18 protein-coding genes are annotated in these 20,374 nt (G+C 48.9%); 13 read left to right on the top strand and 5 right to left on the bottom strand.

The genetic code is table 11. From position 1 onward, the window contains the following. Positions 1-489: 489 nt before the first annotated feature. Positions 490-1,191: a glutamine amidotransferase-related protein gene (locus ACJJI3_RS19895; RefSeq protein ID WP_444911570.1), complete on the bottom strand. Its 702-nt coding sequence runs from the start codon at positions 1,189-1,191 to the stop codon at positions 490-492. 315 nt (positions 1,192-1,506) lie between these two features. Between ACJJI3_RS19895 and ACJJI3_RS19890 the strand changes: the two genes are divergently transcribed. From ACJJI3_RS19890 to ACJJI3_RS19875, 4 genes are all read left to right on the top strand, one after another. Continuing rightward, a complete protein-coding gene (locus ACJJI3_RS19890) occupies positions 1,507-3,108 on the top strand; it encodes an AbgT family transporter (protein WP_444896033.1) in 1,602 nt (533 codons plus the stop codon). A 736-nt stretch (positions 3,109-3,844) separates the two neighbouring features. Beyond that, positions 3,845-4,903: an AraC family transcriptional regulator gene (locus tag ACJJI3_RS19885; protein WP_413663407.1), complete on the top strand. Its 1,059-nt coding sequence runs from the start codon at positions 3,845-3,847 to the stop codon at positions 4,901-4,903. 396 nt (positions 4,904-5,299) lie between these two features. Beyond that, complete coding sequence (locus tag ACJJI3_RS19880; protein ID WP_413663408.1) at positions 5,300-5,554, top strand: hypothetical protein; 255 nt, start codon at positions 5,300-5,302, stop codon at positions 5,552-5,554. A 52-nt stretch (positions 5,555-5,606) separates the two neighbouring features. Next, positions 5,607-6,713 carry a YHYH protein gene (locus ACJJI3_RS19875; protein ID WP_444940696.1) on the top strand — a complete coding sequence of 369 codons (1,107 nt, stop codon included), beginning with the start codon at positions 5,607-5,609 and terminating at the stop codon, positions 6,711-6,713. Between the two features lie 83 nt (positions 6,714-6,796). On the opposite strand, the gene radA is transcribed toward ACJJI3_RS19875, so the two are convergent. Beyond that, the gene (gene radA / locus ACJJI3_RS19870; RefSeq protein WP_444896030.1) at positions 6,797-8,191 is read right to left on the bottom strand and encodes a DNA repair protein RadA; all 1,395 of its coding nucleotides are present in this window, start codon (positions 8,189-8,191) and stop codon (positions 6,797-6,799) included. A gap of 261 nt (positions 8,192-8,452) precedes the next feature. Between radA and ACJJI3_RS19865 the strand changes: the two genes are divergently transcribed. The 8 genes from ACJJI3_RS19865 to ACJJI3_RS19830 all read left to right on the top strand — a co-directional run bounded on the left by ACJJI3_RS19865 (position 8,453) and on the right by ACJJI3_RS19830 (position 15,158). Continuing rightward, positions 8,453-8,896, top strand: coding sequence for a pseudoazurin (locus ACJJI3_RS19865; protein WP_413663411.1), 444 nt, complete (start codon positions 8,453-8,455; stop codon positions 8,894-8,896). 13 nt (positions 8,897-8,909) lie between these two features. Beyond that, entirely contained in the window at positions 8,910-9,707 is a 798-nt protein-coding gene (locus tag ACJJI3_RS19860) for an oxygen-binding di-iron domain-containing protein (RefSeq protein ID WP_444940695.1), read from the top strand. An 82-nt stretch (positions 9,708-9,789) separates the two neighbouring features. Beyond that, positions 9,790-10,137: a hypothetical protein gene (locus ACJJI3_RS19855; protein WP_444896028.1), complete on the top strand. Its 348-nt coding sequence runs from the start codon at positions 9,790-9,792 to the stop codon at positions 10,135-10,137. A gap of 108 nt (positions 10,138-10,245) precedes the next feature. After that, positions 10,246-10,734, top strand: a complete 489-nt coding sequence (locus ACJJI3_RS19850) for a DUF411 domain-containing protein (protein WP_444896027.1) — start codon at positions 10,246-10,248, stop codon at positions 10,732-10,734. Between the two features lie 11 nt (positions 10,735-10,745). Continuing rightward, positions 10,746-12,536, top strand: coding sequence for a copper resistance system multicopper oxidase (locus tag ACJJI3_RS19845; RefSeq protein ID WP_444940694.1), 1,791 nt, complete (start codon positions 10,746-10,748; stop codon positions 12,534-12,536). Beyond that, on the top strand, positions 12,529-13,275 hold the full coding sequence (locus tag ACJJI3_RS19840; RefSeq protein WP_444940693.1) for a copper resistance protein B: 747 nt from the start codon (positions 12,529-12,531) through the stop codon (positions 13,273-13,275). Before ACJJI3_RS19845 ends, ACJJI3_RS19840 begins: the two co-directional genes overlap by 8 nt. A 145-nt stretch (positions 13,276-13,420) precedes the next feature. Further along, complete coding sequence (locus ACJJI3_RS19835; RefSeq protein ID WP_444940692.1) at positions 13,421-14,692, top strand: alpha/beta hydrolase; 1,272 nt, start codon at positions 13,421-13,423, stop codon at positions 14,690-14,692. Between the two features lie 100 nt (positions 14,693-14,792). Further along, a complete protein-coding gene (locus tag ACJJI3_RS19830; RefSeq protein ID WP_444940691.1) occupies positions 14,793-15,158 on the top strand; it encodes a hypothetical protein in 366 nt (121 codons plus the stop codon). 660 nt (positions 15,159-15,818) lie between these two features. Here ACJJI3_RS19830 and ACJJI3_RS19825 read toward each other — a convergent pair. Together ACJJI3_RS19825 and ACJJI3_RS19820 are read right to left on the bottom strand one after the other, a co-directional pair. Next, positions 15,819-16,742 carry an SDR family NAD(P)-dependent oxidoreductase gene (locus ACJJI3_RS19825; RefSeq protein WP_444940690.1) on the bottom strand — a complete coding sequence of 308 codons (924 nt, stop codon included), beginning with the start codon at positions 16,740-16,742 and terminating at the stop codon, positions 15,819-15,821. Further along, entirely contained in the window at positions 16,726-17,784 is a 1,059-nt protein-coding gene (locus ACJJI3_RS19820) for an MBL fold metallo-hydrolase (protein ID WP_444940689.1), read from the bottom strand. Before ACJJI3_RS19820 ends, ACJJI3_RS19825 begins: the two co-directional genes overlap by 17 nt. A gap of 134 nt (positions 17,785-17,918) precedes the next feature. Between ACJJI3_RS19820 and ACJJI3_RS19815 the strand changes: the two genes are divergently transcribed. Continuing rightward, positions 17,919-18,530 carry a TetR/AcrR family transcriptional regulator gene (locus ACJJI3_RS19815; protein ID WP_444940688.1) on the top strand — a complete coding sequence of 204 codons (612 nt, stop codon included), beginning with the start codon at positions 17,919-17,921 and terminating at the stop codon, positions 18,528-18,530. Positions 18,531-18,619: 89 nt separating this feature from the next. Here the strand turns inward: ACJJI3_RS19815 and gbpA are convergent, their stop codons facing one another. After that, entirely contained in the window at positions 18,620-20,293 is a 1,674-nt protein-coding gene (gene gbpA, locus ACJJI3_RS19810) for an N-acetylglucosamine-binding protein GbpA (protein WP_444940687.1), read from the bottom strand. Between the last annotated feature and the right edge of the window lie 81 nt (positions 20,294-20,374).

Here is a 20,374-nt window from a genome sequence, read left to right as displayed (position 1 = left end):
GCTAATTGCGAACACCCAAGACCTCCATTTAAATCAACTAGAATACATACACGCCCCCAGAAAAATAAAACTGGCACAAGTATGTTATTTAATTGAATACCCGTCCTAAACAAGAATCTTTAAATGAAGAACCCCATATTAAACACCCACTACTTTTTAAAACAACCTTAAAGGTTCATGTTATCAACATATAAATCTAGAGATAGTGACAAACATAAACATGAGTGCAAAAATAACTGCCAGTTGCCGGAGAAAATTATATTTTTGCAGTTAAATCGTTATATTCAAATAAAATTAAAAAATATAACCCTATAAGAATTTCATATGCCCTTTAAGACATATAGAACAAAGGTGAATAACGATGCAGTTTAATGCATGTATGAGAGTAAACCCCACTTATAAGTGGGGTTTCAAAAGGTCAGATACCATTGGAATCAGAAATAGAAAATAGCTATATAGAGGTTTTCATTTTTCTTTAATGGGGAAAATTTACTGCCGTAAAAACTCCAGCATCCATCTGGCAACTGCATTTTCATGGATATCGTTCTTGAGCGACTCCTGCCCTTTATCAACCACAGCTTCACCAAAAGCCTGCCGTCGAAGCTCCATTAAGCTATTCGAGTAGGGCTTAGTAAATTCCGGATGCGCCTGGAAGCTAAGCATATGATCATCCACCTGCACCATTGCCATGGGGCAGAACTCACTGGAAGCCAGTACTCGCCCACCAAGCGGCAGCTGATCCACCTGATCCTGATGCGTTACTAAGAGACTAAAGTTGGGGGCGGGTTCAGACATCCAGCTAGGCGTCTCCTGCATTTCGTAGGTGTGCACCCCCAGCCCCCAGCCCTTATCTGACTTACGAGCCCGGCCTCCCAGTGCCTGGGCAATTAACTGGTGACCAAAGCAAATACCAATGGTCGGCTTTTTCTCACCATGTAACTTGCGTACAAAATCCATTAAGGGCGCAATCCAGGGTTTGTCGTCATAAACGCCTGTCTTGCTACCGGTAATCAGGTAAGCATCTACTTCATCTATATGGTCGGGATACTGGCCGTGCTGGACTTCGTAGGTGTTAAACTCCAAATTGGAGTCCTGGTCGCGCAACAAGTCGGCAAACATCTCCGGGTACTCCCCAAATTCGCCGACAAGCTCTTTGCGCACATCATCGGTTTTTAAAATTCCAATCTTCATTATTTTCACCGCTGAATTGACTACATAGTATTGGGATTATGGCATATCCAGTCATCAGAGACCGCAATCAGAAAGATTTGCCCCACTGTAACAAGCGCCATAACAGCACATCTTTCATCATAGATCTTTTACCTATCCGGGTCGCCTGATAGCTCTTTGGCCTACCGCCTAGGAGCAACATTTCTCTCTGGGCATTCTTAGCTGAAGTAGTTTTGTGTATGATCTCGGCTTTAGCACATTTTTCAGCCAACCCTTCGGCTACAAGGCGGCCCAGAGGCAATTAGGGTCGCTTGCAGTAACGACTGAGGACCAACAATGACCACAACAACCTCCCCGAGCGATCGGCAGGACAGTCCCCCAGGGCGCAAGACAGCCTTTATCCGCTTCTTAGATGCAGTGGAATGGCTCGGCAACCTTCTCCCCCACCCAATCACACTGTTCGCACTATTCGCCGTTAGCGTGATAGTCATTAGTGGTATCGCTTCTTACTTTGGCCTGTCTGTCCCCGACCCCCGCCCGGTTGGCGCTGCTGGCCGAGCGCCAGATGGCGTCATTGAGGTCTTCAACCTTATGAGTGGCGATGGACTCAGGATGATCGTTACCAGTCTGGTTAAGAATTTCACCGGATTTGCTCCGCTGGGGACAGTTTTGGTGGCCCTATTGGGGGTTGCGATTGCCGAGCACTCCGGCCTGTTAAGTGCCGCTGTTCGCGGTCTGGTACTCCAGGCCTCCAAACGCACAGTCACTGTCATAGTGGTTTTTGCCGGCATCATCTCTAATACCGCCTCTGAATTGGGCTACGTGGTACTGATCCCATTAGCCGCAATGATTTTCCACTCTCTCGGTCGACACCCTATCGCTGGCCTGGCCGCCGCGTTTGCCGGTGTCTCTGGCGGCTACAGTGCTAACTTGCTGCTGGGAACGGTGGACCCGCTGCTATCGGGGATCACAGAATCAGCAGCCCATATGATCGACCCGACGTACTCCGTGGGCCCGGAAGTAAACTGGTTCTTTATGATTGTCAGTACCTTCCTGATCACCGGAGTTGGTAGCTGGGTGACTATGAAGATCGTAGAACCCAAGCTGGGTAAATATGATCCCAGTGAAGCATCTGTCGACCTGACTCAAGACAAAGTTGGCACCCTGACCGACGCCGAGAAGCGCGGCCTTAAGTACGCAGGTTTGGCTGTTTTGGGCGTATCTGCAGTACTCGCTTTGACGGTGGTGCCTGAGTGGGGTGTTTTACGTAATCCCGAGACAGGCTTGGTCGCGGGCTCTCCGTTCCTTAAAGGTATCGTCTCACTGATCCTGGTGTTCTTCGCTATCCCGGGATTTGTTTACGGTAAGGTTGTCGGCACCATGAAGAATGACCGAGATGTCATTGATGCCATGGCCAAGAGCATGAACAGTATGGGGATGTACATTGTCCTTGTGTTCTTTGCTGCACAGTTTGTCGCCTTCTTTAAGATCACCAACCTGGGCACCATTTTTGCCGTTTTAGGTGCTGATGCGCTACAAAGCATCGGCCTCACTGGGCCACTACTGTTCCTGTTCTTCATCATGATGTGTGGCTTTGTGAACTTAATGCTGGGCAGTGCCTCTGCTCAGTGGGCAGTGACAGCTCCCATCTTTGTACCCATGCTGATGCTGCTGGGCTACGCCCCCGAAGTAATCCAGGCGGCCTACCGTATCGGTGACTCTGTGACCAACGTTATCACGCCGATGATGAGTTACTTTGGCCTGATCATTACTTTTGCTGCGCGCTATAAGAAAGACTTGGGCATGGGTACATTGATCGCCACCATGATTCCCTATTCCATCTTCTTCTTTATTGGATGGACAGCCCTGTTCTTCATCTGGGTTTTTGCCCTGGGACTGCCCGTCGGCCCCGGTGCAGCTACTTACTATGGTGGCTAATCCACTGATTAATCAGTAATCCTAGAGCCCGCTTATGCGGGCTTTTTTGTCTCCCAAAAATGACCGTACATTTGAACTGGTCATTTATATCCGCTGGTAACTACCCAAAAAGTGTTAAAGCGTTCCTGAAATCACCAGTCATTCAAGATAGCTTTAGGCAGGGGTAAAAAAGTGGATAAATTAAGAAAAAATTATTATTCCCAGATATGGAGTCACCATAAAACAAAAAAATTTTTTTACTGTCATAAGGGAATAAAGTTTCAATGTATTAACTTTAATTGGTATTTTTTTTCATTAGGTGACATTTTGATTATGAGCAAAAGCCAAAAGCCCTTCGAATCCACAAAAAAAAACAAGTAATATAGGCCTTGAAATAATACTTAGCGGAGACTGATTGGCGGATCGCGCCAGTTTCGGCTGCCTTGTTTTAATCTCATATATTATTTTCTCAGGATGAGTCGTGTGCACTTTGTGGTAGTTAGTGCAGTAACAGTTATCCATAGCGCACAATACATATCAGGAATTCGAAATAAAACAGGCATTCGCCAATATGACGGTTTTGCAAATCCGTCAGACAATGCCCAGGAATGTGTAATCCTGGAATTTGCATTTATTTGTAGATTCCTAAAATTATCGGGCGCGCCTATCAGTTGAATATTTCCGCTCAAATAGAAGTTGCGACCCGGCACGCCTAATAATTAAATCAGGCTGGGTTCTTGGAAGGATTTGGAAGAAATTGACCCAACAAATAAGAGCTAAGCTGTTAACCGGCTTTTATGACCAAGTATCCCAGCTAAATGGCTGCCCGGAAACACTGCTTAATAGCGCCGGTATTAACCCCGAGCAAGTTGAAAAACTCGAGGGGTATCTCCCGTTGAGTAAAGTGACTGACCTTGTTGAAAAGGCCGCACGACAACTCAATTGCGCGGATTTCGGACTGAGACTGGCAAAAAGCCAGGGGGCTGCCGCCCTCAGTTCTCTTGGAGCAGCAGTATTGCAGTCGTTGACCCTCGGGGAATTCCTCAATGCTGCCGTAAAGCAATTTGCCGCCCCTCCTTATAACCTGCGAGTTGAATTGGAAGTTAAAGGGCTCCAAACGTTTATAACTTTTCATTGTTTAAATGATTTAGAAAGTTATATACCTTCGGACTCTCCATTGCCTCTCGAGCTATTCCGGGAATTTCTCCTTGGGGTTTCTGTTGTCGCACTACAAATATTATGTGGTGAAAAGTTCAATCTGGAGGCGGTTCATTTAAAGTCCAAACAGCCGCTCCACGACCAATATGAAAACTTTTTTGGTACAAATGTACAGTTTTCACAAAATAGCGACACCTTGATTCTAAGTAGCGGCCAGTTGGCCCAACCGACCGAGAAGTGCAACCCGGTTTTAAGACCTCTATTAAAGTCTTATATCGACAAAGTACTGGAACAAGGTGAATCAAACCTGATTCACCAGGTAGAACAGCTGATCTATTGCCTGATGCCGCTAAAGCGCTGCAGTCTGCAGGAAGTCGCCAATCAGCTGGGCATGCACAAGCGCACACTTCAGCGCAGGTTGCGAGATCGGGAATTGGTGTTTGAGGATATTCTCGACCGTATTCGCCGCGAACGCGCAGAGCATTACCTCAGTAGAAAGTTGCCACCTATGGCCCAGATTTCCAATATGCTGGGGTATCGGGAGCAGAGCTCATTTAACCGGGCCTGCGACCGCTGGTTTGGTACCACTCCAATGAAAGTTCGCCGCAGGTTGTTGAGTGAAGCTGCGGCGAAAGCTGCACTGGAAACTGAAAGTTAAAGTCCCTTCAGAAAAATACAGAATCAGTCGTGACACAAGCCAGATTTTAGCTTGTGTCACGACTGATTAAATACCCAGCCTTTCCTATTTACTCATCCCCTAATTCCCACCTCCACCACTGATCAATTAGAGCCTGTCAGCTCTCTGGATCATTAGTCATAAAGTGAGCTCTTCAGCCCCACACTTCTTTACAAGTGATCCACATTACTTACTCATTCCTCGACTATTTTCGATGGCAGTCCCAGGCCAATTCGAGAAGCCAGCCCTTCGCTGAGCGGTAATCGCCATTTCCCGAGTCTATAGTTTCGGGCGACAGCAATAACCTCTGTCAAAACCCAATGAGCAAAGTTGAGGCTCTAGGGACTCCCCTCAAAGTGCCTACGACAGGAGAACACGATGAAAAAAATATTTATCCCAGTAGCAGCCCTCTTACTGGCCACAAATGTATCTGCACAGCCGCGCCAGCCTCCGCAGGAAGCGATTGATGCCTGTAGCAGCTTGGCAGAAGGAGACGCCTGCACTGTCGAGACACCCAGAGGCACATTGGAGGGCACCTGCCGTATGCCCCCGCAGATTGAGCAGCTGGTCTGTGTACCTGCCGGCGGCAAGGGTAAAGGCGGCCCTCGCCCCATGGAAGATGAAGAACAGTAACTCCCAATAAATCGCAACCGGCCAGCGGTACTGTAAATCTTGAGATGTCATTATGAAGAAGTGGTTATTTGTGGGGCTTTGCAGTATTGCGCCTCTCTCGCTGGCTCACGTACCCGATAGCGCCCTGGAGGCTTGTCGAAACCTGTCCAGTGGCGCCAGCTGCTCAATGGAACTGCCCAATGGCCGAGTCAGTGGTCGCTGCCGCAACCACCCCCAATCACATGGCCTAGCTTGTGTTCCCGAGCGCAAACCGACTGCGCGCTCTACAGGAGGGGGCGCCACTGGTGGACGCCACACCGCTCGCAAACACACAGTGGTGCAATCCGATGGTCTGCAGCACACTGTTCCCGCTACCGAAGCGCCGATTACCTTTAGTGAAGTGAGTATCAGTATCCAGGGACCCTGGCGCGTTATTGAGGCCAATGGTATTTCCGAGCACAAGACTGGTACCTTCCCCAATCGCGGCAATCCCCATGAAATCGAGGTGCAGCGCTATCGTTTCCGAGTTCCGGCTATCCCCCAAATTGCCGCTCAACCTACACCGGTTCCGTTGCAGAATTTTGGTATCGGACTGAACGGAGTGCCTTTCGACCCCAGTGCTGCGGAATGGTACTTGGGCAATCGTGGACGCTGGCGCTACGAAGCCCTATCCGGCGCGATTCAGCTGGGTGTAGACGATAACTACGCCCATGTTCAGCCCAATGGTGCCTATCACTATCACGGAATTCCCACCGGTTTATTACAGCGCCTGGGGGTATCTAAGGAAAGGCATTCGCCGCTGATTGGCTGGGCTGCCGATGGATTCCCCATTTATGCCCTGTACGCCTATGCCGATGGTTGGGAACCGAAATCCGGGATTGCGGCAATGACTTCAAGCTATCAGGTGAAACCCGGGAAACGCCCCAAGGGCAGTAGAGAACCCGGTGGTTACTACGATGGTACCTTTGTGGATGATTACCACTATGTGGCTGGCTCCGGCACATTGGATGAGTGCAACGGCAGAATGGTAAGCACCCCGGAATTCCCCAAGGGCACCTATGCCTATTTTCTAACAGAGGACTGGCCCATTATCCCACGCTGTTACAAGGGCACTCCGTCAGAGGATTTTCGTCGGGGCCCCGGTAACAACCAGCGCAAGGGAGCTACTAGGCGCCCCTAGCGCAGGAGGCTCTGAAAACTCACTTTCCCAGAGGAATACCGCAAGGTATTCCTCTGTCAAAACAGCCGCCCCCGACTGGAGTGTCAGCTCATATCAATTACCGCCAGCGCTTCTGCCAGGGTTTTGACCGAGTGCATTTCCATTCCCTCGATATCGTTCTTAAGACGGTTGGCTGCAGGCACAATGGCTTTGCGGAAACCGTGTTTGGCCGCCTCGCGCAAACGCTCCTGGCCCGAAGGCACTGGGCGAATCTCGCCTGACAGCCCAACTTCCCCGAATACCACCAGATCCCGGGGCAGGACACGGTTGCGGAAACTGGAGACTACCGCCAATAACAGTGTCAGGTCGGCGCTGGTTTCCATCACCTTTACCCCGCCGACCACATTGATAAAGACATCCTGGTCCCCCACCAAGACACCACCGTGGCGATGCAACACAGCGAGCAGCATGTTCAAGCGGTTCTGGTCGAGGCCCACCGCTACCCGGCGGGGGTTGCCGAGACTGCTATCGTCCACCAGGGCTTGCAACTCCACTAACAGCGGCCGGGTGCCCTCCCACACCGAAGTCACCACAGAACCGGCTGCGATCTCCTCGGCCCTTTGCAGGAAAATGGCTGAGGGATTGGATACCTCTTTCAGGCCCTGCTCTGTCATGGCAAACACGCCGAGTTCATTAACGGCCCCAAAGCGATTTTTATGGGCCCGCAGTGTGCGGAAGCGGGAGTCGTGGGTGCCTTCGAGGAGAATGGAGCAGTCGATAATATGTTCCAGCACCTTGGGGCCCGCGAGACTGCCATCTTTGGTGACATGCCCCACCAGAATCAGCGCCGTGCCGGTCTGCTTGGCAAAGCGGGTCAGGTAGGCCGCACTCTCGCGCACCTGTGCCACAGAGCCGGGGGCCGATTGCACATCGCTCATGTGCATCACCTGGATCGAGTCCACTACCATAACCCGAGGATTCACTTCCTTGGCTGCCAGGCAAATACGCTCCACATCGGTTTCACTGAGCAGTTGTAGAGAATCCGTAGGCAGCCCCAAGCGCTTAGCGCGCATAGCAACCTGCTGGAGAGATTCCTCGCCGGTGATATAAAGCGCCGGCATTGAAGTGGCAAGATGGCACAGGGTCTGGAGTAAAACAGTGGATTTACCCGCACCGGGATGGCCACCGATCAATACAACGGAACCCGGAACCAGCCCGCCGCCCAATACCCGATCCAGTTCCGAGGCCGTAGTGGGAATACGCGGCAGCTCGCTGAGGTCGATTTCCGATAATTTTTGCACTTTGCCGGCACCAGCGGAGCCGGCGTAGCCACTTTGTGCATCGGTAAAATTCGCGGCGCGGCTGTCCTTGTGATCCGGTCCCAGGCGTACTTCCGATAGGCTATTCCAAGTGCCACAAGCACTACACTGCCCTGCCCATTTGGTGTAGTCAGCGCCGCATTCATTACACACGTAGGCAGTTTTACGTTTTGTGGCCAAAGCACTCTCCCGAAAAGTCACAGAATTGATCGGCGCACAGTTTACCCCTTATCCGGCCGAGGCGGGTGGTGCTCAGCGGTCAAAAATGACTCTCCTACACGGATCCCTTCTATTGGCATCTTCTCCTTCTAATTGGTCTATCTGCGCGATTGATCTAGATCAATTCACCCAGCCCCCTCCGAGATAACATCCGCCGCTGCCTCTACCCACTAATGGGGAGGCGCTGAACAACACTGACTAACCATCGAACAGGAAGTAAGTATGTCGTCTATTACTCTTCGCGGCGCGATTCTGGCGCTCGCCATGGCCTCGACCTCCGCCCTGGCTGCGGATCACGAAGTTAAGATGCTGAACCAGGGCAAGGACGGCATGATGACTTTTGAACCGGCATTTCTCGCGGTAGCGCCGGGCGATTCTGTCACCTTCCTGCCCACTGATGCGGCCCACAACACTCACTCAGTTTTGTCCCCTGCCGAGGGCGCTACCTGGAATGGCAGCATGGGAGAAAAGGTGACTGTCACTTTGAACCAGGAAGGTGTCTACGTATACCAGTGCGACCCACATCTGCCGCTGGGTATGGTTGGGGTAATTCAGGTAGGTAAGGCAACCAACTTGGAAGAAGCCAAGAAGCATGCCGAAGGCATGAATGCCGGTATTGCTATGAATAAGGAGAGGCTCACTCAATACCTCGGCCAAGTCCAATAAGAGGAGTCGCGGCGTGGACATCCTATTTGAAAAAGGTCACCACCTGGTTGCGCGGTTCGGCGATTTGGTTAAAGAGCAGAATGGCAGCGATGGGGTACAGGCCAATCAATTTGTTATTCGCCGCGGCACCAAAGGGGCGCTTATCGATCCCGGCGGCGATCTGACCTACACACACCTCACCATTGAGCTCAGCCGCCATTTGAACCTGAGCGAACTGGACCTGATCCTGGCCTCGCACCAGGATCCGGATATTATCGCCTCGCTGCCGCGCTGGATGCTGCATTCGCGCTGTAAGGTAGCGGTGTCGAAACTGTGGTCGCGGTTTTTGCCACACCTGGTTTCCGGCTTTGTCGCCTCGCGTGCCGGTGCTGAACGCTGGCAGGAACGCATCATGCCTCTGGATGATAAGGGAGAAATTATCCCCTTCAGCGACAGTGAGATCTGGGCGCTGCCGGCGCACTTTATGCACTCCTGTGGCAACTTCAGTTTTTATGATCCGGTCAGCCGCATATTATTTTCCGGCGATATCGGTGCCTCACTCGGTGGTGAGGAGGGCGAAGTCAAAGATTTCGACGAGCATCTGCCGTCGATGGAAGGGTTCCACCGCCGCTATATGGGCGGGAACTGGACCTGTCGTCTCTGGGCCAAGATGATTCGGGAACTCAACCCCGCAATGATTGTGCCCCAGCACGGTGGTTACTTTGCCTCAGGCGGTGTCAAAGAGCGCTTCCTGGGCTGGCTCGAGCGCCTCGAATGTGGGCCGGACCTGTTGCGACACCAGGACTTCCGCCTACCCTTGAGCCGCTCCTAACCCACCATCCCACAAGCGGGAAAGTTGCACCGGCAGAGGCCAGCCCATACACTGCGGGCTGGCTTGTTTTCTGAATACCGCCATGCACACCGGGATCTTTCGCCTATTTTTGCTCACACTGTTACTGGCCTTCGGCGGCCAAGCAGTTGCGTCATCCTGTGCGGAAACACACGAATCCCCAGCGGCACCCATCGCTGCAGAAGAAAAAGCCCACTGCGACGGGGCAACCCTTGAGAACTGCAGCGACAGCCATCCCTCCAGTTGCACTGCTGAATGCAGCTGCTGTGCAGGGCCAGGCACCAGTTCTGCGGTAAACACTCAATATAAAATCCTTGTATACAACCGCAATCTACTTGTAACTGCCTACCGGGAATTTAATTCCTCTCCAGATCCGGAAATGGCACTGCGCCCACCCATATTCCGCACTTAACGGGCCCCGTATGCCTAGGCATACGCGCACTCCCCAGTTTTACTCCAAATATTTTTTATAAATACTCGCACGCCTGTGTGCGTCCTAAATCTCATCATCGGAGTTCATATGAACCGTTCAATTTTGATCGCTATTGCTGCGCTACTCACAACCCTGGCATTAAGTGCCTGTGCCGAATCTCCAGACCCCAAAAAGGAATCTGTGAGCCTGACCACTTACAAATCCGCCACCTGCGGCTGCTGCAAAATTTGGGTTGAGCATGCCCAACAAAGTGGCTTTGACGTCGTAGCAAAGGATGTCGAAGACCTTAACGGCGTGAAAAAGCAGCACCATATCTCTCCGCGCTACCAATCCTGCCACACCACAGTGTCAGAACAGGGCTATGTTTTTGAAGGGCATGTACCGGCAAAGCTGATACAGCATTTCTTGCAGAACCCACCGCAAAATGCCATTGGTCTCGCAGTGCCAGGTATGCCCCTGGGCAGCCCCGGTATGGAAGTGGGCGACCGTTTTACGCCCTATCAGGTAATGCTGCTTAACAAAGACGGCAGCAGCGAAATTTACGCCGAAATCAATACGGCACAGGAGCAGTTTTAAAAGGGACGTCGATGACAGAGAGCTTCCGCACCGACGCCGTATCGAGGCGTACTTTCGTCACAGGTCTCGGAGCGGGAGCCCTGCTGCTGGGGTTACCCCACAGTTCGCACCCAAACTCGCCAACAGATTCGGCAACAACCCTGCGCGGTAACCACTTTGATTTATCCATCGGGTACCGCCAGGTAAATCTTACCGGGCGCGAACGACAAGCCCTGACCATTAATGGCAGTCTACCGGGCCCCATTTTGCGCTGGCGGGAAGGGGAAACTGTCACCCTAAATGTCCATAACCAATTACCCGACAAATCCTCCCTACACTGGCACGGTGTTAGGGTACCCAGCGATATGGACGGCGAACCGGGGTTGAGCTTTAGCGGCATTCAACCTGGGCAAACATTTCGCTACCGATTCCCTGTGCGCCACAGTGGTACTTATTGGTATCACAGCCAGTCCGGGTTTCAACAACAACGGGGGCTAATTGGGGCAATAGTCATTGATCCAATATCTCCAGAACCATTTTCTTACGAGCGGGATTATGTGGTTGTCCTATCCGATTGGAGCGATGAATCTCCCCAAACTATTTATACCCACCTAAAAAAAGACCCGGACTACTACAACCGGCAACAGCGCACGGCTACAGATTTATGGCATGAGGTGCGCACAAAAGGCGTCGCACAAACCTGGCGGGACCGGCATCAATGGAACTGGAAACAACTTTCCGACCGCAATATCTCCCAGGTCACAGGCGAGACTTACACCTACCTGATTAACGGGCATACACCCAATACCAATTGGACTGCATTATTTAAACCTGGTGAGAAGGTTCGCCTGCGATTAATTAACGCAGCTTCGATGACCTTATTCGACCTGCGTATCCCCGGCCTGAAAATGAAGGTGGTAGCGGCCGATGGACAAAATGTCGAGCCCGTTAGCGTCGATGAAATTCGTATTGGCAACGGCGAAACCTATGACGTAATTATCAAGCCAGAGGGTGAACAGGCCTACAGTATATTTGCGCAGTCCATGGACCGCAGTGGCTATGCGCGAGGCACACTGACAAGTGATATACGTGTGAGTGCAGAGATTCCCGCGATGGATCACCGCCCAGTGCTCACTCTGCAAGATCTGGGACTGGCGAGAAAAACCGAAGAGACAGACACACACTTTAAAACAGCCCAGACTGCTCACACCGAAAACCATTCCGACTTGCCCGATGCAACCGAGGGGGGATGGTTTTACGGAAACCTCGCTGCAGCGGGGCTCGGTAGTAATAGCCCTATCATTCACCAGCCAAGTGAATCCGGATTCAGGGTGGATCACCGCGCGCTGACGCCAGCAAACGGCATCGCCGACCCCGGTATAGGACTCAGAAACCATAAACATCGTTATAACCGCCGTGTACTGACTTACAGCGACTTGCGCAGCAGTGAACCCACCCAGGATGAACGGGAGCCACAGCGGGAATTACAGTTACACCTGACCGGCAATTATGAGCGCTATCTCTGGTCAATAAATGGTGAAAAATTTCGCGATGCCAGCCCATTATTATTTCGGCACCAGGAGCGCCTGCGCATTACCCTGGTCAATGACACTACGCTTCCCCAACCCATGCACTTACACGGTTTTTGGAGTGAGCTGGAAACCGGCGACGGAGAGTATTTACCCCGCAAGCACACAGTGATCGCACAACCCGGATCAAGCATCAGTTACTTGATCAGCGCCGACACCTATGGCCGCTGGGCTCTACACAGTCAAATGCTTTACCAGAGGCCCGGTATGTATCGGGAGGTGCGCATTGTTTAAAAATGTTGCAGGAATAGCAGCAACACTATGGATACTTGCTGCCCAGGCCAGCTATGGGCAGGCAGAACCTCAGCATCAGCACCACAGCTACCAGGCCTCTGGCGAGGATAACGAAGAAGAACCCATGGCTGAAGTCAGCCTCGACTATGTGGAACTGCGAGGTGATAACGGCGGGGAAATCGAGGGAGACTTCAGTTATGGCGGAGAGCAAAATAAGTTTGTTGCCGAAGTCGACTATGAGCGTAGCAGTGGGGAAATTGAAAAAAATGAACTCTGGGCGCTCTATAGCCGGGCAATTTCAGCAAACTGGAATTTCCTAATTGGAATTCGCCACGATTTTAATCTGGAGACTACCAGCCGGAATTGGGCTGCTGTGGGTATTACTGGAGAGTCTCCCTACAAATTCGAAATGGATGCGGTATTTTTCTATGGAGAACATGGCAGTGCTGCATTTCGCCTGGAAGGCGAGTATGAAATAAAGTTGGCACAGGACTGGAATCTGGTCCCACGTATCGAGCTGAACTTTTTTGGGCAGAACGATGAGGCCCGAGGTAGCGGTTCCGGCTTATCGGAAGCGGAAGTCGGCTTTCGGCTCATGTATGAAGTCACCAGGAAATTCTCACCCTATATTGGCGTCCACTATGAACGGGAAGTGGGCAATGCCGCTGATTTCGCCCGTGAAGAAGGTGAGGATGTGGACTCAACCGTATGGGTACTGGGGTTTAGAGCTTGGTTTTGAAAAAATCCAACTTTTATATCTATACAAGTTGTACCACTTCGCATCAGCTGTAACCAACTTTACCACCCCCTCAATCTGTCATAGCATCTAATAGATCTTAATCGCCTTTTTAAAAAAATTTAAATTCAGCAAGGATGCCGGTGATATGATTTTTCCCCGAATACTGTTAATCGCAGTTTCTTTACTGTGTGTGGGACTATCAGCAGAACCTGAAAGCCCACAGAGCCACTCTTCTGTTAGCACGACCAAACACCTGAGTTATGGCAATGAAATTCTTTTCTCATCCAGAATCTTGAGTCGTGAAATATCAATCAACATATATTTACCGCAAACGTTCCATCAAGCATCAAAGCAGCATAGATACCCGGTTATCTTTATTAATGGCACTCACGGCAAAGAATTTTTCCACGCCTTAACCGGGGTAGTAAAGCATCTAAGTAGCGTAGAACGTATGCCGGAAAGTATTGTAATCAGTCTTAATGATGGCGGTGATGAACCGGAAACCTACCTACATGGAATGTGGACACATACCGCTGAGGAGAAGTTTAGCGCCCTGGGAAACCCTGAGGCCTATAGTAAATTTCTGACTGAAGAACTATTCCCATATTTAGAAAGCAATTACCGCGCACTCGACAATCGAATGATTATTGGTGTTTCAACTAGCAGTATCTTTCCTCTCTACGCCCTAACTAACAAACCTGGATTATTTCAGTCTTACTTCTTTTTATCTGCAGCTGACATATTTGGTATGGGGCCCACTTCAGAGGGTACTTTTATTGATGAAATAACCACAAGTATGCAGACCTCATCAAACAAGATCAGTGCTTTTTATTTCGCCATGGCCGACAGTGACATGCTTAAAGATAAGCGCTATGAAAAAATCTTAAGTCAAATTAACACCAAACTTTCTCCTTACGCAAAAGAGAACCTCAAACTAAAAATAGACGTTCTTAACAATGAAAACCACTACGGTGCCTTTATAAAAGCTACGCTATCGGCCATTGAGCTTAATTATCCTCACGAGGAATGGTCCGCAAATTATCGAGAATTGATATCCCAGCCTGGTGACGCCTTACAAAATATCGATCATTTCTACCAATCACTCTCACAGAAATATGGCTTTCCTATTTTACCCAGGGCTACACGTTGGAGAAATGTTAACAAATTAAGCCATATCACCAATTTGTTACTAAAGGATGGTCGCATCCAAGAAGCCATCAATGTCGCAAGGCGATGGGTAGAATATCGGCCAAATTCTATTGATGCCCACCAAAGTTTGGCCCAGGCGTTACAACAGAATAACGAAATCCCAGAGGCTTCTGATGTTTTGAAGAAAGCACTAGAAATTTCTCGCAACCAGGATAAAAGTAAAACGTCGGCGATAAATCGGCAATTAACTGAACTCAATCTCAATTAGCATACAGTTAAATTTTTATTCACTAAAAATGAAAAATATAGTTATCACACTAACTTTCTTTTCCCCGTTAGCATTCACCTCACAGGAAAATCCAAAATAGTTGGACAAGATAAGTTATTACAAAACTCTCCGGACAGAAATCGGGACTCTTAGACTTGATGTATATTTAAAACCTGAGTTTTCGAATACTACAAAAACCGTCAAAAACCTTGTTTTTGTCCTAAATAACACATCAATTGAAATACCAAAAGACGTTATAGACAACTTCAAAGGAATAGATCCCGGAAGCTTCACTTTATCTACCAGCTATTATAGTGATGCAACTGGAACCTCTGACACAGTAATCACTGCTGCTTTTAATTACGGATTTCCAAGCTGCGTTAGAGAAGGACGTATATCTGTTAGGAGTACAGGTTATCTTTTACATATGATCACAGAGGACGATAATTGCTCTTCAGAACCTTAGGCCAAGGGCACTTAGTAAGGTGGAAAACTAAAAAACGAGCTGGCATTTACCTCCAGCTCGCCTACAGAAAATATACCAACACCTAAATCTGGCACACAGCTACTAATATCAATTTCACAGAATCTCTCTACTCACTCATCAGGCGTAAATCCGAAGCCATCTCATCTTTCCACCAGGCCTTTGTTGTTTTGGGAGATTGCAGGCGAACAGCCTCTCCAATGATAGGCGTTACCAGAGTAACACCCTGGTCTTTGGCTGCCGCCTGTGCGCGCTCCAGGGGTTCATACCAATCGTGTAGGGCAAGATCAAAAGTACTGTTGTGGATAGGCAGTACTGCTCACCCACCAAGTTCCAGATGCGCCTGTACACTCTCTTCGAGAGGCCTGAAAAGGCCAAAAGATACTTTTACCCGTTTTCTGCATATAATTGAGCCTGAGAGATGGACATCAACCACTACTTCCAACGAAGACTGATCTAAAAGAAAGAGAATCTGGGTTTAATAGTGTGACAACTGGGGTTGGCAGCCTACTTATTTTAAAAAAATAAGGAAATCAAGATAACTCCCAAAACCTATAAAAATCTATTCTAATATAAATCTCTCAAAAGGCAGCCCTGGTATAAACAATCTAGGCTACCCTCAAAGTACTTCCAGGAAATCACTTAATGGCCTTTAACTATCTCTGTTTTTTTATTATCCACTATCTTTTTAAATACATCCCCAGATAATTTTAATAACTTAGCGCGACTTAAGATTCGAGGCAAGATACTAAGTAATACCTTTTGCTTCCCTGAAAGCACATAGCTTCTGTTGGCAAGAAATCCATGTAACCCTACTTTGGCTACATGCTCCGCAGTTTCGTACTGTTTTTCATCAACACTTACATCATTATTTGCCACTGCCGCAAAGTTCGTCTTAGTTCCACTAGGACATAAACAAGTTACTGTGATACCTGTACCTTCCAATTCGTTATATAAAGCCTCTGAAAAATTCAAGACATAACTTTTGGATGCAGAATATACGCCTGCATAGGGCACTGGCATTAAGGCTGCACCTGAGGCGACATTTATAATTCCTCCAGATCTTTTACTTTTCATACCATCAAGGTATAGGTAACAAAGCTCTGTCAATGTACTAATATTGAGTTGCAGCATCCTTTTATAGGTTAGAAGGTCAAAATCCTCAAAATTGCCCCACTTCCCAAATCCAGCATTATTAATAAGAATATCTACATCAAGTCCTTTATCTTTCGTTTTCTGAAATAATTCCTGTGCAGCCCCCTCTACGCTTAAATCCATAGCAATTAAGGACACTTGGACCTGATATTTCTCTTTAATTTTCTTGCTGACTTCTGCCAAGCCCGCTTGAGATCTAGCAACGAGAACCAAATGAGCTCCCTTATTCGCACACTCATAAGCAAACGCCTCCCCAATCCCTGAAGAGGCACCTGTGATTAATACAGTTTTTGACTTCATAGTACAGCCACTTAAATATTTAGATATTGGAAAAACTTTAAACGAACAAAAGATGTATAACTTATATTTACCTAGCCACGACTTAAGCGATAACTTATTTAGTTTTTTCAACTAAAAGTTCCCGCCACCAGGGTTTGGTTGGCAATGGATTTCTCAACTTTACCGGTGCACCTATCACCGGTATTAACAGCTTTACAGCCCGATTTTCCGCAGCAATTTCTACACGCTCGAATGGTTCAAACCAGTCATGCAGAGCAAGATCAAAAGTACTATTGTGGATAGGCAGCATTGCTCGCCCTCCGAGATCGAGATGTGCCTGTACACTCTCTTCAGGCATCATATGAACCGAACTCCAAAGCTTGTTGTAAGCACCCGTTTCCATCAGTGTCAGGTCGAATGGACCAAATCGCTCACCAATTTCACGAAAGCCACTAAAATAGCCACTGTCACCGCTAAAGAATATACGGCCCTCGCGCCCTTCAATTACCCAGCTGGCCCACAGTGTTGAGTCTTTATCCGTTAGTCCACGCCCGGAAAAATGTTGAGCCGGGGTCGCGGTAAAGTGCAAACTGCCCAGGGCAAACGATTCCCACCAGGCCAACTCCTCAATTTTTTCGGCCGGAATTCCCCAGTTACGCAAACGACTTCCCACCCCGGTAGGAACGATAAATTGCTCTACTTTATCCTTGAGTGCGCGAATACTATTTTTGTCTAAATGATCGTAGTGGTCATGGCTGATAACGACCGCTTTAATCGAAGGCAAGTCTCGAATCTCTATGGGCAAAGGATGAAAGCGCTTTGGACCCATCCACTGAACCGGGGATGCCCGCTTGCTAAATACCGGATCTGTCAAAACATACTGATCATCCATTCGAATCAGTACCGTGGAGTGCCCAAGACGATATACGGCACTCTCAGCAACTGGGGCTGCCAGCTCTGCAGCGGGAATCTGTCGCAATGGAATGGGATTGACCGGTACGGGGGCAGCGCGATCTGCCTTGATGTAGGCACCAATCATCTCAATCATACCGCCACTACTGACTTTGTAGTCCGTATCACTGTTGCGGAACTTCTCGGGTTGATTTGCACAGCTACCAAAGAGACCTACCGACATAACAATCACTCCTGCCAGAATCCACCAGCGCTTCTTCATTTCACTTACCATGTAAACTATACAGTGCAGTGTATAAACTAACTATATAAAAGTAAACTATATAGTGTAAAATTTGCGTAAGAAGTAACTCGCCGGCAATGGAATCCCCCGGCCCAGATTTCACAGAGATACCCATGACTGAAAAGAAACCAACCAGAAGTGAGCTGAAACGCCAAGCTATTATTGATGCCGCCAAGCAGGCTTTTCAGGAGCTGGGAGTGCAGGGCACGAGTATGGACGAGCTGGCAGCCCGAGCACAGGTATCAAAACGCACCGTGTACAACCACTTCTCCAGTAAAGAAGCCCTGGTGATGCATTTGATCGGTGAACTCTGGCAGCAGGCTACCCAGCCCTCCGGTTGTGACTACAACCCGGATAGTGATATGCAGTCACAACTCCGTACACTGTTAGAGCAGGAAATAAAGACGATCTGCAACCCGCAGTATATTGAGCTTAACCGCATGGCCTTCGACTACTTCTTCCATCAGCCGGAAGCACTACAGAAGGAAATGGAAAAATATAAGGCCCATGAAACCGGGGTGCAGCGCTGGATCAAATCTGCCGTAGCTGATGGGCGACTAAAGTCTCTCGACATAGAGGTCGCCAGTGGGCAGATTCACAATCTGATTAAGGGCGGTTGCTACTGGCCTCAGTTACTTCAACTCTCTGGTCCACCGAGCCCCATCGAGCAAGAGGCACTGGCCGAGCGCACTGCTGCGATGTTTTTAAGTTATTACCAGGCTTGAATCGCTACCCTTAAAGGCCATTTTTCACCTACTAATTTACTCATAAAAAAGGCCCCAAAAGGGGCCTCTTTTATCTTATCGGGAACAAATTACAGTCTTTCCCAGAGTATCTCCCAGTTCCCGCCAACACCCGGCTCGAACTGTTTTGCACCTCTTCTCACTTCCTTACAGTAGTGGGAGTAAGCAGAGTCCTTACACTCGTAGACATTACCATCACGGCCCAGGACTTTAGTACCCGCAGCATAGTTTCTATGGCCTCTAGGGAAGACATAATCATAATCCTGATCACTTGAGGATTGGTCATCGTCATTGGAGCTATCATCGTCTCCGTTTGAAGTATCGTCGTCATCATTAGAGGTGTCGCCATCGCCGTTGGAGCTATCGTCGTCACCATTAGAAGCGTCATCATCGCCGCTCGAGGAGTCATCATCACCATTGGAAGTATCGTCATCCCCATTCGAGGAGTCATCATCACCAGAGGTGTCTTCAACCAGGTAGAAGTTCAGAGTGTTTTGATCAACCATGTTGCCATCGCGGTCTTTTACCACCACTACAACCATATGGTGCCCTGCTACAGTCTCTGAGAGAGTCAAGCTAGTACTGGCAGTATCACCATCATCAATGTTATTGCTATAGCTTGCTAGAGTATCACCGCCATGATTTACCACTGTAACCTCAACGCTGACATCTCCCGTAGCACTGAGAGCCAAGTCTAGCGAAATAGCACCGCCTGTAATTGTGTATTCACTTTCAAGGCCACTTACCGTTACTTCATAGTTGGGCTCTTCTTCGCTCAACTCGTAACCGATCTCGACATTTTCCAGGCCACTGCCATCTTTTAGATAAATGCGGTTGATACCGTACAGAGGCTCAAAGCTGTTATCACCATCGAAATCACCGGCGCGGATATCGGTCTGCTCTACATTAATCAACTCAGCCAAATCGTGTGACCAGTTTTCAGCGATGCCCTGCTCTTCGGAGGCAATTTCCAAAACAGTGCTGTAAGATGAGTTTTCACCTGAGCCATCAAATACGCGGGTATATACTTTATCGCCAACGTTCAAGTCCTGCGTCGGATTGATGGTACCCGCAGCGCTCCACTCGGTATTAGTGACATTATCGCCATCGAACTCTACATCGATAACATTGTAGAAAGCGTTAACCGTATCACCTACATCCCAAACAGCCAGAATTACATGATAGCCCTCGCGATCCGGCACCTGACACTCATGAGTTGTATTTACATCTGGCTGTTCATAATTGCCATCTATCTCACAGAATGGGTCGAGATCAAATTGATCGCGAGTCAAGACTGAATTCGGATTCCAATCTTCTTTAGTAATATAGTATTTCCAATCACGAGTTACATGGTTGGCGGTGAAGTACCATTTGAAGGTTTGCCAACCGGAGCTAATATAATTTTTTACCCAGCGATCAGATGTCTGTTCATTAAGCTCAGACCAGGCACTGCTTCCTCCACTGGCAATTTGCCCATCGGCAGGGCCGCTATCGGGAAAGCCTTCAGGACCTTCAATACTCTGTGGTTCCCACTGAACTGCACCGCAATTCAAGTTCATTTCACCGGTATCTAATGCGTATTTACACAGGGTACCACGCGCAGAAGCTACACCACCGTCAGCGGCCTCAACATAACCATGACTGAAAGCATTAGAACTGGCACCGGCTAATACCACTGCCATTAATGTGCGATTGACTATCGGTTGTTTAAATACGGATGCTAATTTTTTCTTACGTAGAATCATATCTCTGCCCATTTATTACTTTGCGCTCAACTTCCTTCCCCAGCTGAACACAAATTTTTACTTTTAGAGGATGTAAATCCT

The sequence above is a fragment of the Microbulbifer maximicatervae (SeqCode) genome (assembly GCF_052466985.1).
This window is presented reverse-complemented; position numbering and strand designations above follow the sequence as displayed.